This is a genomic window from Pseudonocardia sp. D17 (genome assembly GCF_036984265.1).
GTDB lineage: Bacteria > Actinomycetota > Actinomycetes > Mycobacteriales > Pseudonocardiaceae > Pseudonocardia > Pseudonocardia benzenivorans.
Map to the genome: position 1 here is coordinate 89,814 of NZ_BPRG01000113.1, position 14,868 is coordinate 104,681.

Consider the following 14,868-nt stretch of genomic DNA (forward strand, 5'->3'; position numbering starts at 1 on the left):
CGGGCCCGGGTGCGGGGGTCGGCGCGCCCAGCGAGCCCAACAGGTCCGCCAGTCCGCCGACGGCGCGGCCCCGGGTCCGCGCGCTGGTCCGGACCCGCAGGTCCACCGGGGTGACGATGTGCCTGCCCGCGGCACGGAGCCGCGCCAGCAGCGCGTGCTCCTCCCCCGCCGCGACGGCGGGGAAGCCGCCCGCCTCGAGGAACGCGTCGGCGCGCACGCCGAGGTTCGCAGCGTAGACGTGCGTGTGGGCGTCGGCAGCCATGCCCGCGTCGACGAGCGCGGTGTAGCGGCAGAGCACGTCCGGCGGCAGCCGGTGCGGGCTGTCGAGGTCGGCCATCCCCGCGACCGCGTCCGCGCCGGCCGCGGCGTGGCGCAGGTGGCGGCGCATCCAGTCGGGCGGTACGCGGGTGTCGGCGTCGGTCGACAGCAGCCAGGCCCGGCCGAGGTCGGCGAGCCCGAGGCGGCGCAGCGCGTCGTCGAGCCCGAGGGTGCGCAGCTCACCGATCGTGCGCGGGACGGCGTTGCCGAGCGTCGCGACCGCCGACCGCGGCCACCAGCGGCGGACCGCATCGCGCACGACGGCGGCCGTGCCGTCGGTGCACCGGTCGAGTACCACCGACACCGCGACCGCGACCTGGGAGGACACCGCACGCGCGGCCGTGGCGAGCGCGGCCAGGCACGGCCCGATCAGGGCCTCCTCGTCGTGGGCGGGCACGACGACGGCCACCGCCACGATGTCGCGCGGGGTACGCGCGCCGTCCGCCGGGCTCACCGGCGGCGGTGGACGTGCGCGACGAACTCCGTGTCGACGTGGTCGACCAGCAGCTCGAACCGCTCGTCGGCGTCGAAGCGGGCCCGGACCGCCCGGGCGTCGTGTGGTGCCTCGGCGGGCCAGCCGCGCCAGTGCACGACGAGCACGTCGCCGCCCGGGACGACGGCCGCGGCCAGCAGGTCCAGCGTCGCGTCGAGGTCGGCGGCGGACAGGTAGTAGAGCACCTCGGACATGACGGCCAGGTCGGTGCCGAGGGGGATCGCCCCGGGTCCGGGCAGCGCGTCGGCGCGCACGGTGACGTGCGGGAGGCCGGCGGTGGCGGCGCGCGTCGCCGCGACCGCGGCAGGCACGACGTCGGAGGCGACGACGGCCCCGCAGCGGCCGGCCAGCTCGCGGGTCAGCTCACCGGTCCCGCAGCCGGGCTCGGCGGCCGAGTCGTAGTGCTGCCGCGGCAGGCACGACAGCGCGACCGCGCGTTTGCGTCGCTCGTACCAGCTCGTCCGGGTCGCCCACGGGTCGCCGCCCGGGGTCGCGTACAGGTCGGCGAAGCGCGCGGCGGGCGCACCGGTGCGCCGCGGCGCCCGCCAGAACAGCTCGACGCCGGTGTCGAAGTGCGCCAGCACCTGCGGCGGCAGGATCGGGGGGCCGCCGTCGGGCGCGGTGGCGACCTGCGTGCCGAACCGGGCGATCGCCTCGCGTTTGCGCCGCGCCTGCGCCTGCGACAGGTCGTGGCGGGCGGCGCGGTGCCACGGGGGGCCGACCTCGTCGGGGCTCCCCCACACGCACGCCCAGATCGGGTACGACCAGCAGTGCGTGGTGACGGGCGCGGCGGCCGCCGCGGCGGTGCCGGCGGCGGCGTGGTCGGGGTGCGGGTCCTCGGTCCACGGCGCGAGGCACGTCGTCGCCCCGGCGAGCACCGGCCGCAGGGCGTCGACCAGGACACCGTGGTGGGCGGCCAGGTCGGAGTCGGGCAGCCCCAGCCAGGTGACGTCGACGTCGTCGAGCCCGAGCGACGTCAGCGCGTCCCGCAGCTCGCGGCGCCGGGCCCGGCCGAGTGCTGCCCGCTCCTCGCGGTCGAGGCCGGGGAATGCCGCCTCCCCGTCGGTCGCGACGACGACCCGGACCTCGGCACCCGCGCCGTGCGCCGCGGCCGTGAACCCCGCGGCGCCGAGGGTCTCGTCGTCGGGGTGCGCGGCGACGACGACGAGTGGTCCCGTCCCGGCGACGGGCATGGCCGGCAGATCGTGCCGGGCGAGCGCGTCGGCCCAGACCCGTGGCGCCGCGACCGGTCGTGGCGTGCTCCGCGGCGCCGACGACGTCGAGCCGGCCCGCCCGCCGCTCACCGGGCACCGTCCGGGTCCAGCACGGCGGCCCCGAGCGCGGCGAGGTCCCGCTCGCCGTGGTGCTGGCGCACGTAGACACCCAGGTCGGCGAGCCGGCCCGCGAGCCGGCCCCCGCGGGTCAACGCCGCCACCCCGGCCAGCCGGGGCGCCACGTCGAGGACCCGGCGGCACGCGAGCTCCACTGCCGCCCGTGCGGTCCACACCGCCTCCCGGTGCGCGTCCGCGGGATCGTCGTCGATCGCCGCAGCGGTCGCGACCAGCAGCGCGTCGCACGCGGCGACGCCGGTGTGCAGCTCCCCGAACAGGGCGAGCCGGTGCGGATCGGGGTCCGCGGCGGCGACGACGAGGCGCAGGTCGTCGAGCACCCCGGCGGCGCCGCCCAGCCACACCGCGGCCACCCCGCCGCCGCCGTGCCAGAACCCGGGCCGCGCGGTGTACCAGCCGGGCCCCCCGACCAGCGCGTCGTCGTCGACCGGCACGTCGTCGAGATCGACGTCGGCGCTGTCGCTGCGCGCCATCCCGACCGTCTGCCACGTCCCCGCGACCGGCCGCACCCCGGGCCGGGCGAGCGGCACGTCGGCGATCCGGCTGCCGTCGGGGGCCGCGGCGACGACGAGCGCCCGGTCCAGCCCGTGTGCTCCCGAGCAGAACCGCACCCGGCCACGCAGGCGCCACGCTCCGGCCCCGCCCGCGAGCACCGCGCCGGTGCCGCCCGACCGCGCCGCCCAGACGCCGTACGTCGCCCCGGGTACCGGTGTGCGCCCGGCCTCGGCGAGGATCGCGACGGCGTCGGTGTGGCCCTCGCACAGCCGCGCGAACGACAGCTCCGTGCGGCCCCACCGGGCGAGCGCGGCCCAGCGCTGCGCCGTCGCGCCCGCACCGGGGGCCGGGAGGTCGGTCTCGCCCCGGGCGGCGGCGCGGGCCAGGTCCGTCGCGGCGTCCCGGGTGGCGGCGGGTCCCGGGTCGGGCGGCGCGGAGCCGAGCAGCCGATGACGGACCCCGGGCAGCGACACGGTCATCGGAGCCGGTCTCCTCACCGCCGCCCCTGCGGACGGCACGACGACGGCCGGGGTCGCGTGTGGATCCCGGCGGAACAGGGGTCGGTACCCCGCCCGCCACGATCACAACCACCCGGCCAGAACCACCCGGGCACAACCACCCGGCGGCGCCGGCCGGTACGCCGGGGCCTTCGGGGGTACCCACCCGTCATGGGCACGCACCCGCACGGCTCCCGTGACCTGCACCCCGCGACGAACCCGATGCGGTGACCGTCGAGGACGGCCACCCCGACAGCGGAACCGGCCCGGACCGCGGCGGCCGGCCCGACCGGCGCCGCGACGACCGCGACACCCGCCCACCCGACTCCGGGACGAGCTCCGGGGCACCGCAGGGCCAGGACGCCTGACCCGCCGACCGGGACACGCCGGGCGCGGTTCCCGGCGGACCCGCGTGGGTACCACCGACCTGCACCCGCGGTCGTCGCGGGCCCACGTCCGGTTCTGCCGGCTCGCACCCCGGAGGTCACCCCATGGGCCGTCGCCTGTCCGACATCGCGTTCGAGGAACAGCACTCACTCGACGACGTCCGCGCCGCCGTGGCCGAGCTGCTCGCGGACCCGACGGTCACACCGGAGGCGGTCATCGCCGACCCGGGGACCGAACGCGAGCGGATCGAGACGGCGTCGGGCATCTTCGTCGACCAGCAGCTCACCGACGCGGGCGACGAGGCCGTCACCGAGATGCTGGGCAGGCTGCGCTCCGGCGGGGGCACTCCGGACCACCCGGCGCTCTGACCGTCGGGGCAGCGGCGCTACGCGACGGGCGTCCGCGCCGTCACCGGCCTCGTCCCGCCTCGGGACCCAGCAGGTTCCCGAGCGGGCCGAGGTCGATGTTCAGGTCCCCGGGCTCGAGGCCGAAGTGCTCCCGGAGCTCGACCATCGCCTCCTCCAGCCGCATCAGGCCGACCCCCAGCGCCTCGATCTTCTCGTCCGGGAGGTCCCCCGCGTCGACCCGGCGCAGCGCCTGCCGCTCCATGAGCTGGCGCAGGAGCTCGACGACGGTCAGCACCAGCCGACCGAGGTCGCGGCCGACCGTGTCGGGCTGGGCGTCGATGCGGCTCGGCAGCTCAGGCACCGTCGCCCTCCCCCGGGTCGGGGCCGACGGCGAGCGTCGACACCGAGCTGATCAGCGCGCGCAGCGACACGTGCACGAGATCGACCTCGGCGAGCGAGATGGTGACCTCCCCGGTGAGCACCACCCCGCCGGCGAGCAGCCGGTCGAGGAGGTCGACGAGGCTGAGCTCGTCGTCGGGATGCGCGAGCGTCACGGCGGGTCCGCCGTCGCGAACGAGAAGGGCGGCCACGGCCCGGTCAGCTCCACGGTGGCACCGTCGCCCGCGCCCGTGACCGCGGCCCGGAACTCCGCCTCCTGCGTCTCGTCGACGAGGAACGTCGCGTTGAGGACCATCTCCTCGTTCCGGCCCGAGAGCCGGGCGTCCTGCAGCGCGAACCGACGGACGTCGACCGCGTGGGTCCCGGCGGCGTCGGCGACCGACTCCGCGACGGCGCGTGCGCGCTCCCGACCGGCCGCACCGCGGTCGCGATCAGCCTTGCGCCGCAACAGGTATGCCGTGCCCGGCCGGTCGCCCGGCGCCGGCGCCGGGCTGTCGTCGCCGCCGGCCCGCGTGTCCGCGTAGACCTTCACCCCCCACTCGCGGCGTCCGCGCACGCGGTCGAGCGCGGCCTCGAACTCGTCGGCCCGTTCACGCAGCATCGCGACGACCGCCTCGTCGTCGCGGAAGACCGTCGCCAGCCGCACCGGGGCGACGGCCCCGGCGCTCCCCGCCTCGACCACGACGGCGTGGTGCGCCCTCGCGAGCGCCTCCAGCCGGGCGAGATCCTCCATCGCGGCGGCGAGCCCGGCCTCGTCGAAGCCCTCGTCGGCGACGGTCCCGACGACCGCGCCGAGCGTCCCGGCGGCGACGACGCGGGGCCGCTCACCGTCCACACCGGACACTGCGGGCGGGTCGTCGGCGTCCCCGTCGCGCACGGCGTACACCCAGACCAGGCTCACCCGTCGGACTCCTGCTGCTGCTCCTCTGCCCTGCGCCGCGCGGCAGACCGGCGCGGCCGCTCCGGCGCCCCGTCCAGCTCCGCGGTACGCGCGGCCTCGAGGTCACCGATCCGCTGCCGCAGCCGGCGGTTCTCCTCGTTCAGGTCGCGCTGCCCCGAGCTGAGGGTCGGGTCGTGCTCCCACCAGTCGATCCCGATCTCGCGGGCCTTGTCGACCGACGCGACGAGCAACCGGATCTTGATCGTCAGCAGCTCGATGTCGAGCAGGTTCACCCGGATGTCGCCCGCGATCACGATCCCCTTGTCGAGAACGCGTTCGAGGATGTCGGCCAGGTTCGTCGACTCCACGCGGCGCTCGGCCGGGCGGGACGCGCCGCCGGGCATCGGGAGCCCTCCGCTGGTCATCGTCCTCCGTTCTCGTACAGCCGGCCGCGGCTGTAGCGGCCGACGCGCCGGAACCCGGCCAGCTCGCCGTCCTCGTCGACACGCACCTCGAACAGCGCCAGGATGTCAGCGGAGTCGGGGATCCGCCGGGTCTCGACGACCTCGACCCCGATCTGCCACCCGCCCTCGTCGTCGTCTCGCTCGATCGACACGACGCTCTCCAGGTCCCGGCCGGTCAGGCCGACGATGTGCTCCGCGGCCCGCCGGGCCGCGGCGCCCGGGGAGATCCCGTCGTCGGGGTTCCTCCGGCCCGAGGTCTTCCGGGCAGGGCTCTTCCGGGCGGGGGTCTTCCGGGCAGGGGTCTTCCGGCGAGGGGTCCCGTTCTCCGAGCCCCCGTCCTCCGAGCCCCCGTCCTCCGGCCCGGCGTCGGTCGCCGTGTCGTGCGACGACCCGTTGCGCCGCCCGCCGGCCGCGGACCTGCGCGACGTCGTCCGGCCGGCGGTGCGGGTGGATCGGCCGCCCCGGGTCGCCTCGGCGCGCCGGCCACGGGACCCGCCGCGGGCGGCCGGGGCGGCCTCCGCGTCACGGTCCCCGTCGTCCCCGTCCAGCTCGTCGCCGAACCCCTCGTCGGGCTCGTCGTCGGGTTCGACACCCTCGTCGGCGTCGGGCCCGCCGCCGGGGCCGCTGTCGTCCGCCTCGGCGGACCGGTCGATCACCTCGTCCGGCCGGTCCTCGGAGTCCTCGGCACCAGCCGGCCGGCGCCGCGCCGGCCGGTCACGTGCCGGCCTGCGGCGTGGTCCCTCGCGGTCATCGCTCATGTCCTCGGTCGCGTCTCGTCCCGGCTGCCCGGTCAGGTCCGTCGGACCATCAGCCGTTGCAGCAGCTCGTTCTCGCGTTCGACGCACTCCTCCTCGGTGAGGGTCCCGTTGCGACGGGCCTCGTCGACGGCCTCCAGCTCCGCGCGGATCCGGGCCGGGTCGTAGTACTGCTCCTCGGCCTGGTCCTGGATCTGCCGGGCCAGCCACACGACCCCGCGGACGGGGGCGAGCGGCAGGCCCAGCAGACCGGACACGAGTCCCATCGGCGATCACTCCTCCGCCGGGACGAAGTCGTAGGGCGCGAGGGGCCCGAGCAACCGCAGGCGCAGCCACTCGTGGGTGTCCGCGCCGAGCTCCTCGACCTCGCTCTCGAACTGCTCCACCCCGTCACGGCGGACGAGGAACGCGATGTCGACGACCTCGTCGGGCTGGGGAGGCGTCGTCGGCGACGCCTGCTCGGCGAACGGCGAGATCCGGTCCAGGATGTCGTTCGCGTCGACGTCGCGCCGCTCCTCCATGGCCTTGGCCACGATCTCGCCGAGCTTCACGCGGTCGTAGTACGACGCGTCCTCGGACACCCCGCGGATCCGCTCCTGCAGCTCGGCGACCGCCGGCTCCTCCTCGACGATCTCCTTGAGCAGGACCTCCTCCACGTAGCGGCCCTTGAGCGAGTACTGGACCATGCCGTCGAGCTGCTCGAGGGCGCGCAGGAAGCGGTCCTGGTGCGGCGCGAGGAGCTCGTCGATCACCTGGGAGTCCTCGACGACGGCCGGGAACCGCATCGGCAGCACCGTCGTCGCGGCGGCGACGGTGTCGACGACGGCCTCGTGGGCCGTCAGGTCGTCGCGGGTGCCGAGCGGCCGGTCCGGGACGTCACCGACGATCGCCGCGACGCCGTCGTGCTCGACGAGCGACACCCGTCCCGACGGGCCGAGGCCGACGAGGTCCTCGGGCAGTGTGGTGCCGGCGGCCACGAGGCCGTACACGTAGGTGGCGGTCACCGCTCACGCTCCCGTTCCCGGGCCCGCTGCCGTGGGCGTTTGCGGACGGGCTCGCGCTCGTCCTCCTCGTCGCCCCCGAGCAGCTCGCCGACCTTGTCGACGGCCGCGTCCAGCACTCCGGCCGTCTTGCCCTTCGCGCCGCCCTCCATCATCCCCTGGGTCAGCTCGGTGAGGTCCTTACCGCCCTTGCCCTTCCCGTAGAGGTCGAGCCGGTTGGTGGCCTCGGCGAACCGCAGGAACGTGTCGACGCTGGCGACGACGACCCGCGCGTCGATCGTGAGGATCTCGATCCCCACCAGCGACACCCGGACGAAGATGTCGATGACCAGTCCCTTGTCGAGGATCAGCTCGACGACGTCGGCCAGTCCGCTCGAACCACCGCCGCCACCGCGGTCGACGTGACCGCCTCCACCGGCCTGGGTCGCGACCGTCATTCATCGGCTCCTTCCGGCAGTCGCGGGCCGACGACGCGCGCTGCGCCGGCGGGCGGGCTGCTCGTCCTCGGCCTCGTCGGCCTCGTCCCGGGCACCCTCGTCGTCGTCCGCGTACTCGTCCTCCGCGTACTCGTCCTCCGCGTACTCGTCCTCCGCGGGCTCGTCGTCCGTCTCCTCGTAGTCGTCGGCCGCCCCGTCGCCCGCCTCGTCGTCGGCGTACTCGTCGTCGGCGCCCTCATCGGCGCCCTCGTCGGCGCCCTCGTCGTCGTACTCGGCGTCGTCGTACTCGTCGGTCTCCGCGTCCTCGTCGCGGTCGCCGGCCTCGTCGTCCGCCTCGTCGTCCGCGTACTCGTCGTCGGCGTACTCGTCGTCGGCGTACTCGTCGGACTCGTCGCGGTCGTCGCCGCGCCCGGCACCGCGCTCGTCCTCACCGTCGCGGCCGCCGGCGCGCTCCTCCTCCTCGAGCGCCTCCTCGTGGGTCTTGACGACCTCGCTGTCGCGGATCTCGCCGCGCCAGCCCTCGATCTCGTCCTGGTGCAGGATCGCGGTCGTCATCGCGTGCCGGCGGAAGTGCTTGAACTCCAGCCGCGCGCGGCGGCCCTGGGCCCGCCAGATGTTGCCCGTGCGCTCGAACAGGCCCTGCGGCCAGTACTCGAGCACCAGCAGAACCCTGGTCAGGTTCGGCCCGAGCTCGGTGAACGCCACGGCGCCGTCGACGTGCCCCTTCGCGCCGGTGGACCGCCACACGATGTGGGAGTCCGGGACCTGCTCCACGGTCGTCGCCTCCCACTCGCGGTGGGACAGGAAGACCTGCGCCTTCCAGTGCGTCTTCTCGTCGGAGACCTGCTCGACGCTCTCCACCTTCTTCATGAAGCTGGGGAAGTCCGACAGCTGGGTCCACAGGTCGTAGGTGGTGCGCAGGGGCAGGCCGATGTCCTGCTCCTCGACGATGTTGGTGACCTTCAGCTTCTTTCCGCTGCCGGAACCACCACCGCCGCCGGAGTCGCCGCCGAACATCCCGGAGACCTTCTCCTTGAGCCCGGCGAAGAACCCGCCGCCGGAACCGTCGCCGGAGTCGTCGCGGTCCCTGTCACCCTCGGCACCCTCCTCGGAGTCACGGTCGGCCTCGTCGGAGTCACGGCCCCCGAGCGCCTTGCGCAGGCCGGTCCCGCCGTTCTCGGTGATGCCGTCGAGCTTGTCGGTCAGGCCGGTGACCCGGTCGGTCGCCGCCTCGGCCGCACGCTGGACCAGCAGCGTCAGCAGGCGCTGGCCGGAGTCCTTCAGCGCGTCGGTCGGCAGCGCATCGGTGAGCTTCGCGTCAGGCATTGCTGGTCCTCCGTCGGCCCGTGCCCTTCCGGGCCGTGCTCGTCGCGCTCTTACCCGCCGACCGGGCTGCGCTCGTGGCACCACCCGCGGCCTTCTTCGCGGTGCGGGTCGTCTTCGACCCGGCGCCGGACCCCGACCGCGTGGCACGCGCCGACGTCTCCTCGACGTCGGCGCGTCCGGCGGCCTTCGCCGAGCGCCGCCGCCGCGGGGCCGGGCGGTCGTCCTCGTCCCCGGCCCGCTCGTCGTCCTCGGAGACGTCGTCGGACAGGTCGTCGCCGTCCTCCGCCTCGTCGGCGACGGGCTCGTCGGAGACGTCCTCGTCGGACACGGGCTCGTCGTCGGCCGTGTCGTCGGACCCGGTGTCCTCGGAACCGGCGTCGTCGGCCTCGGCGCCCCGCCTGCGGCGACGGCCCACGACACCCTCGGCCGCACCCCGGGCGGACGACGCGGCGTCCGTGGCCGACGAGACGGCGTCCTCGCCCGCGCTGCGCGCCCCGGAACCGATGTCGCCGAGCGACTCCACCCGCTTGCCGACCTTGTCGGTCAGGTTGGCGACCTGTCGTGCGGCTACCGCCATCGCGGCACCCTTGCCCGCCTCCAGCAACCGGCCGCGGACCTGGTCGGTCAGCGCCGCCAGCTCGGGGGAGCTGTTGAGCAGCTTGCTGCCCTGGGCCAGCAGCTCACCCGGGCCACCGGCACGTCGACCTGCTGCCATCCCACCCAGCATCAGGGCGAGCTTCATCTTCTTCGTACGGCCCAGGAAGTAGCCGCCGGCCACCCCGAGCGCCACTCGCGCGCCGCATTTCATCTTTCCTCCTTGATCGTGACCCGCCCCGGACTCGAGATCCGAATTCGAAGATCACGAATCGGAGCGGAGTGCAGGTCGGGCCTGGGTCGCCACCAGTTACCCGAGCCAATCCGGACCCACACATTCGCGAGCCCAATCACCGATAAATGGGCCGTTCGGCCTATTCCGCCGGGCCATTTCACGCGAGTGATCGAGATTCATCCGGGTGCCGGACCGCCGAATGCCCGAACGCCTTGCTCTGGTCGAATCCGCCGCCGATCGCGGCGGCGCCGACCACGAGACCGGTCGCGTCATTCCGTCGCGCGCGCCGCGGCCACGACGATCAGCACGACGAGCGCGACCAGCAGCACGACCACCGTGATCGGGAGCAGCAGGATCGCGAGCACCAGCACGGCGACGAGCGCGGCGCGCATCCCGGGGCTCATGGCACCGATCGCGCCCTTGAACGCACCCCAGATCGGGTTCGACCCGGCCATGCCGGCCCGCACCGCGCCGAGCAGCCCGCCCATGGCCAGGCCACCGGTCGCGGCGCTGCGCTCGAACATCGCGGCGAGGTCCTCGACCTTGTCCAGGACGATCCCCGTCGTCGCGCGCAACGCCGAGCGCAGCAGTTCCTTGAGGCTGTCCTTCAGGTCCTCGACCGCCGCGGCCCGGCGTTCGGAGTCCGACGGCCGGCTGCCGTTCGTCGACACGTGCCGCGGGTCGTCGATCTCGAGTGCCGTCGTCGGCCGCATGCGTCCACCCTCCGCTGGGTGCCACCGCCCGGCTGCGGCGGCACGACGTGCCCGGTTACCCGGCACCGGGCCCGGGTTATCCGCGTCGCACGGGAATTCCGCGTCACGCGGGAACTCCGCGTCGCGCGGGAACTCCGCGCGCGGGAACTGGGCCACGACGCACGCCGTGGCCCCAGGCCCGTCCGTACCTGCCGGGCGGGACCGATGCGCGTGCCGGCCCGGCGCCACGATCCGGCGGCTCGCCGGAACCGCTCGTGGCCCGGGGCCGCGCGGTCAACCTCCCGACATGCGCTGCATCCGGCGCAGGACGTCGGTGCTCGGGAACGCGCCCTCGCGCGACTTCTGCGCCAGCAGCTCGACGTACTCGGGAACCATGTCGGGCGGGATCGACTGCTCGATCATGTCGAGCTGCGTGCCACTCGGGTACGGGTCGTCGCGGACGGTGTCGAGCAGCAGCCGGATGAACACCTCCCTCGGCGTCGCCTCGGGCTGTTCGTCGTATCCGTCCCGGTCCGTCGCGGTCATGTGCGGCTCCTGACGTCGCTGCTGTGGGCCCCGGCCCCGCCCGGGTTCCCGGGTCCGGCGACGCCCAACCGTCCGGGTCGCGCCCGGTTACGGCGACGTTCAGTGGACCGCCACGATGTCGCCGAGCCCCGACAGATCGACAGCCCGGCGGACGACCGAGCCCTCCGGCACCCGCACGTCGAACGCCACCTGCAGCAGCTCGAGCCGCGACGCCAGGGTGAACAGGACACGCAGGCCGGCGCTGTCGAGGTACTCGAGGGCGCCGAGGTCGATGGTGACCGACCGGGCCTCGTTGTCGACCATGTCGTGGATGCGCCGCTCGACCGCGCCCGCGTTCTGCAGGTCGATCTCCCCGGTGACGACGATCTCGACGGTGCCGGGCGCCGGCTCCCGGCACGTCACCTCTGCATCGGTCATGCCGTGTCCTCCCTCCGGCCCAGCGTCGTCGTGAGCACCACCTGCGTGCCACCGGGACCACGGTCGACCCGGATGTCGTCCATCAGGGCGTACATCAGTGTCGTCCCTCGGCCCCGGTTCGTCCCGCGGGGATCGCGCCACGAGCCGGTGTCGGTGACGGTGACGGTCAGCCGCGGGCCGTCGCGCTCCAGCTGGACCTCGACCGTCCCGCCACCGGGTCCGTAGGCGTGCTCGACCGCGTTCGCGCACGCCTCACCGACGGCGAGGACGAGGTCGGCGGTCTCGGCGGGCGTCGCGCCGAGCGCCTCGACGTAGGTCCGCACGGCGTGCCGGATGACCCGAAGCGACCGGGGTTCGGCCGGCTCGACGAGCGTGAGGGAGCCGCCCGTCACCGCGGCGGCCGACCGCATCACGACGAGCAGGGCCACGTCGTCGACCGCCTGGTGGTTGCCGATCATCCGACCCATCACGGTGCTGCACACCAGCTCCGCCGGGCCCGGGACGACGGCGGACATGAGCCGCTGCAGCCCGGTGTCGAGCGACTCGTGGCGGCGTTCGACGAGCCCGTCGGTGTAGAGCACGAGCCCGCCACCCGCGGGCAGGTCGACCATGGTCGTGTGCCGTCGCCGTGACCGGGTCAGGCCGATCGGCGGGTCGGCCGGCATCTCCACCAGCTCGCCGGGGTGGCCGGGGACGGCCCGGATCGGCGGCGGGTGCCCGGCCGACGACACGCGGGCGACGTCGAGGGTCGGCTCCACGACCGCGCACAGCACGGTCGCCATGACGTCGGGCTCGAAGTGCCGGGTCTGTTCGTCGAGGCGCCGGAGCATCTCCGACGGATCGTCGCTGACCAGGGCGTACGCGCGCATCGCGCTGCGCAGCCTGCTCATCGCCACCGACGCGTTCAGCCCGCGACCGACGACGTCCCCCACCACCACGCACAGTCGTCCCGACGGCAGGTCGAACACGTCGTACCAGTCGCCGCCGACGTCCCCGCCGCCCCCGGGGACGTAGCGGGCGGCGAGCTCGAGGCCCGGGACCTCGGGCAGCAGGCCGGGCAGCAGGCTGCGTTGCAGCACCGACGCGGCCGTGAGCTCGGCATGCGTCATCCGGGCCCGGGTGGCGAGCGCGATGCGATCGGCCGCGAGCTGCAGCAGCTCGGCGTCCTCGGCGGTGAAGATGCGTGGTTCGAGCGCCCCGACGTGCACGACCCCGATGACGTCCTCGCCGATGCACAGGGGGACACCGAGCAGCGAGCGGATCCCCTTCTCGCGCAGGATCGGGTTGAGGACGTTGCCGTGGTCGACCTCGGCGATGGTGACGGCCTTGCGCTCCTGGGCGACCCGGCCGGCGAAACCGCGGCCGAACGGGATCCGCACGCCCTGGCGGGTCTCCTCCTCCAGACCCAGCGCGGCCCTCGCGACGAGGAACGCCCCGGACGGCTCGAGCAGCAGCACGGCGCCGGTGTCGACCTGCAAGAGGTCGCGGACGCGTTCGAGGACCGCCTCGAGCAGCTCGTCGACGTCGAGCCGGGCGAGGTCGGAGTCGGTGAGCGCCTGCAGCCGTCGCAGCTGCTCACCGTGGGGATCCATCGGTTGCACCCCTCGCCTCCTCACGTCCACGCGCACCGTCGCCGTGGCGGACGGGAGGTGGCCCGGGGTCCCGGGCGACGATGCCGTCCCAGAGATTACGTGGAGGCGAGGTCATCGTTGGTCGCGGCCAGCCCTTCCCGCAGGCGTTCGAGGGTGCGCGCGAGCAGCCGCGACACGTGCATCTGTGAGACCCCGACCCTCGCGGCGATCTGCGACTGGGTCTGGTCGCCGAAGAACCGCAGCGTCAGGATCAGACGTTCACGCTCGGGAAGCTGTTCGATCAACGGTTTGAGCGCGATCGCGTACTCGACGTGGTCGTAGGCCTTCTCGACCGTCCCGACCCGTTCCTCGGGTGCGTCGTCGTCGTGGGTGACCGGGAACAGCGGCGTCGCCCGGCGGTCGGCCGCGGCGGCGAGCGCCTCGATGACCTCCTCGCGGTCGACGCCGAGGTGGGCCGCGAGCTCGCTCGGCCGCGGGGCGCGGCCGAGCTCCTGGGTCAGCGGGCCGGAGGCCTTGCCGATCGCGACCCCGAGGTCCTTCAGCCGCCGCGGCACCCGCATCGACCAGGTCCGGTCGCGGAAGTACCGCAGGATCTCGCCGCGGACGCACGGGATGAGGTAGCCGAGGAACTCGCCCTTCGCGCGCTCGGGGTCCCAGCGGTCGATCGCGGTGATCAGCCCGACGGTTCCGGTCTGCACGAGGTCGTCGTAGGCGGCGACCCGGTAGCCGTTGCCGTAGCGGCGGGCGAGGTGCTCGACCACCGGCAGGAACGACAGCACCAGCTGCTCGCGGATGCGCTCACGTTCGGGATCGTCGGCCGGGAGCGCGGCGTAGCGCTGCAGCAACGGCATCTGGTCGGCGTACTCGCTGGGGCCCAGCTCGGTCGGATCGGCGGCCGGGTCGGCCGTGTGGTCCGCCGCGTGGTCCGCGGCGCCGTGATCGGCGGTGCGGACGGCATCGTCGTCCACCGGCACCGGCACCGGCACCGGGCCGGCGGTCGGGCGGGCGTTGTCGAGCACGGAGCCTCCTCGAATCTGCGATCGAGAGGCAGCTGGTTGTACCTCCACCGGGACCCGGCGGCGGACCGCCCGGACACCCGTCCACGGGCCGCGGCCGATCGGGGCCGCGACCAGGCCGGGTTCCCGGCGGCGCGCGACTTCAACCGGAATCCGGGGAACTCGCGCCCGACCAGCGGCGACACGCGTGGTCACCGCCGCTCCGCCGCAACCAGCTCCTCGTCGTCGGTCCACACCGTCAGGCAGGTTCCCGCGTCGCCGGTCGCCAGGGTCATGCCCTGCGAGACCGACCGGATCAGCGCCAGCCCGTTGCCGGGGCAGGGGTGCGCGCCGGCGTCGCGCCAGTGCCCGAAGTCGGTGACCACGGCGAGCACCCGCATGCGGCCCGGCGTCGTCGCCTGCAGGGCCAGCTCGATCGTGACGCGCCCGGACGCGAAGCCCGGATAGGCGTGCTGGACGCTGTTGCTGAACGCCTCGACGACCGCGAACACCAGCTCGTCCGTCGCCGAGTCGGGCCAGCCGTTGGCGGCGAGCCAGGTCTGTAGCGCCCGCCGGACCAGGCTGACCTGCTGCGGCTGCGCGTCCAGCCCGAGATGCAGGGACTGCCGGTTCATGACGGTCATCTCCG

At 74.7% G+C, this 14,868-nt stretch carries 21 protein-coding genes; 2 read left to right on the top strand and 19 right to left on the bottom strand.

Annotated features, from left to right (window positions below):
* The 3 genes from PSD17_RS18520 to PSD17_RS18530 form a co-directional block, all read right to left on the bottom strand.
* On the bottom strand, positions 1–772 hold a 772-nt coding region (locus PSD17_RS18520), incomplete at its 3' end, for a glycosyltransferase (RefSeq protein WP_339123784.1).
* Positions 769–2,115: a bifunctional PIG-L family deacetylase/class I SAM-dependent methyltransferase gene (locus tag PSD17_RS18525; protein WP_339123785.1), complete on the bottom strand. Its 1,347-nt coding sequence runs from the start codon at positions 2,113–2,115 to the stop codon at positions 769–771. The genes PSD17_RS18525 and PSD17_RS18520, both read right to left, overlap by 4 nt.
* Complete coding sequence (locus tag PSD17_RS18530) at positions 2,112–3,134, bottom strand: acyl-CoA dehydrogenase (protein ID WP_339123787.1); 1,023 nt, start codon at positions 3,132–3,134, stop codon at positions 2,112–2,114. Before PSD17_RS18530 ends, PSD17_RS18525 begins: the two co-directional genes overlap by 4 nt.
* Before the next feature lie 245 nt (positions 3,135–3,379).
* On the opposite strand from PSD17_RS18530, the gene PSD17_RS18535 reads away from it, so the two are divergent.
* Positions 3,380–3,520, top strand: coding sequence for a hypothetical protein (locus tag PSD17_RS18535; protein ID WP_339123788.1), 141 nt, complete (start codon positions 3,380–3,382; stop codon positions 3,518–3,520).
* Between the two features lie 123 nt (positions 3,521–3,643).
* Positions 3,644–3,907 carry a hypothetical protein gene (locus PSD17_RS18540; RefSeq protein ID WP_339123789.1) on the top strand — a complete coding sequence of 88 codons (264 nt, stop codon included), beginning with the start codon at positions 3,644–3,646 and terminating at the stop codon, positions 3,905–3,907.
* 40 nt (positions 3,908–3,947) lie between these two features.
* Here PSD17_RS18540 and PSD17_RS18545 read toward each other — a convergent pair whose 3' ends face one another.
* The 16 genes from PSD17_RS18545 to PSD17_RS18620 form a co-directional block, all read right to left on the bottom strand.
* Positions 3,948–4,247 (bottom strand): gas vesicle protein K, encoded by a 300-nt coding sequence (locus PSD17_RS18545; RefSeq protein ID WP_339123791.1) that lies wholly within the window; start codon positions 4,245–4,247, stop codon positions 3,948–3,950.
* A complete protein-coding gene (locus PSD17_RS18550; RefSeq protein WP_013674524.1) occupies positions 4,240–4,440 on the bottom strand; it encodes a gas vesicle protein in 201 nt (66 codons plus the stop codon). Before PSD17_RS18550 ends, PSD17_RS18545 begins: the two co-directional genes overlap by 8 nt.
* Positions 4,437–5,186, bottom strand: coding sequence for a GvpL/GvpF family gas vesicle protein (locus PSD17_RS18555; protein WP_013674523.1), 750 nt, complete (start codon positions 5,184–5,186; stop codon positions 4,437–4,439). The genes PSD17_RS18550 and PSD17_RS18555 overlap by 4 nt, the downstream gene beginning before the upstream one ends.
* On the bottom strand, positions 5,183–5,590 hold the full coding sequence (locus PSD17_RS18560) for a gas vesicle protein (RefSeq protein ID WP_445261021.1): 408 nt from the start codon (positions 5,588–5,590) through the stop codon (positions 5,183–5,185). The genes PSD17_RS18555 and PSD17_RS18560 overlap by 4 nt, the downstream gene beginning before the upstream one ends.
* Positions 5,587–6,387, bottom strand: a complete 801-nt coding sequence (gene gvpO, locus PSD17_RS18565) for a gas vesicle protein GvpO (RefSeq protein ID WP_339123793.1) — start codon at positions 6,385–6,387, stop codon at positions 5,587–5,589. The genes PSD17_RS18560 and gvpO overlap by 4 nt, the downstream gene beginning before the upstream one ends.
* Before the next feature lie 32 nt (positions 6,388–6,419).
* Positions 6,420–6,650, bottom strand: a complete 231-nt coding sequence (locus PSD17_RS18570; protein ID WP_013674520.1) for a gas vesicle protein GvpG — start codon at positions 6,648–6,650, stop codon at positions 6,420–6,422.
* 6 nt (positions 6,651–6,656) lie between these two features.
* Entirely contained in the window at positions 6,657–7,388 is a 732-nt protein-coding gene (locus PSD17_RS18575) for a GvpL/GvpF family gas vesicle protein (RefSeq protein WP_103380296.1), read from the bottom strand.
* Positions 7,385–7,822, bottom strand: coding sequence for a gas vesicle protein GvpJ (gvpJ, locus tag PSD17_RS18580; protein ID WP_103380297.1), 438 nt, complete (start codon positions 7,820–7,822; stop codon positions 7,385–7,387). Before gvpJ ends, PSD17_RS18575 begins: the two co-directional genes overlap by 4 nt.
* Complete coding sequence (locus PSD17_RS18585) at positions 7,823–9,148, bottom strand: SRPBCC family protein (RefSeq protein WP_339123796.1); 1,326 nt, start codon at positions 9,146–9,148, stop codon at positions 7,823–7,825. It lies immediately after the preceding gene.
* On the bottom strand, positions 9,141–9,956 hold the full coding sequence (locus PSD17_RS18590; protein ID WP_339123798.1) for a hypothetical protein: 816 nt from the start codon (positions 9,954–9,956) through the stop codon (positions 9,141–9,143). The genes PSD17_RS18585 and PSD17_RS18590 overlap by 8 nt, the downstream gene beginning before the upstream one ends.
* A 290-nt stretch (positions 9,957–10,246) precedes the next feature.
* The gene (locus PSD17_RS18595) at positions 10,247–10,690 is read right to left on the bottom strand and encodes a hypothetical protein (protein WP_339123800.1); all 444 of its coding nucleotides are present in this window, start codon (positions 10,688–10,690) and stop codon (positions 10,247–10,249) included.
* Positions 10,691–10,963: 273 nt separating this feature from the next.
* Positions 10,964–11,215, bottom strand: coding sequence for a hypothetical protein (locus PSD17_RS18600; protein WP_013674514.1), 252 nt, complete (start codon positions 11,213–11,215; stop codon positions 10,964–10,966).
* Between the two features lie 99 nt (positions 11,216–11,314).
* A complete protein-coding gene (locus PSD17_RS18605) occupies positions 11,315–11,632 on the bottom strand; it encodes an STAS domain-containing protein (RefSeq protein ID WP_013674513.1) in 318 nt (105 codons plus the stop codon).
* Positions 11,629–13,224 carry an ATP-binding SpoIIE family protein phosphatase gene (locus PSD17_RS18610; RefSeq protein WP_339123802.1) on the bottom strand — a complete coding sequence of 532 codons (1,596 nt, stop codon included), beginning with the start codon at positions 13,222–13,224 and terminating at the stop codon, positions 11,629–11,631. Before PSD17_RS18610 ends, PSD17_RS18605 begins: the two co-directional genes overlap by 4 nt.
* Before the next feature lie 95 nt (positions 13,225–13,319).
* A complete protein-coding gene (locus PSD17_RS18615; protein ID WP_339123803.1) occupies positions 13,320–14,243 on the bottom strand; it encodes a SigB/SigF/SigG family RNA polymerase sigma factor in 924 nt (307 codons plus the stop codon).
* A gap of 188 nt (positions 14,244–14,431) precedes the next feature.
* Entirely contained in the window at positions 14,432–14,863 is a 432-nt protein-coding gene (locus tag PSD17_RS18620) for an ATP-binding protein (protein ID WP_339123804.1), read from the bottom strand.
* Positions 14,864–14,868: the final 5 nt, after the last annotated feature.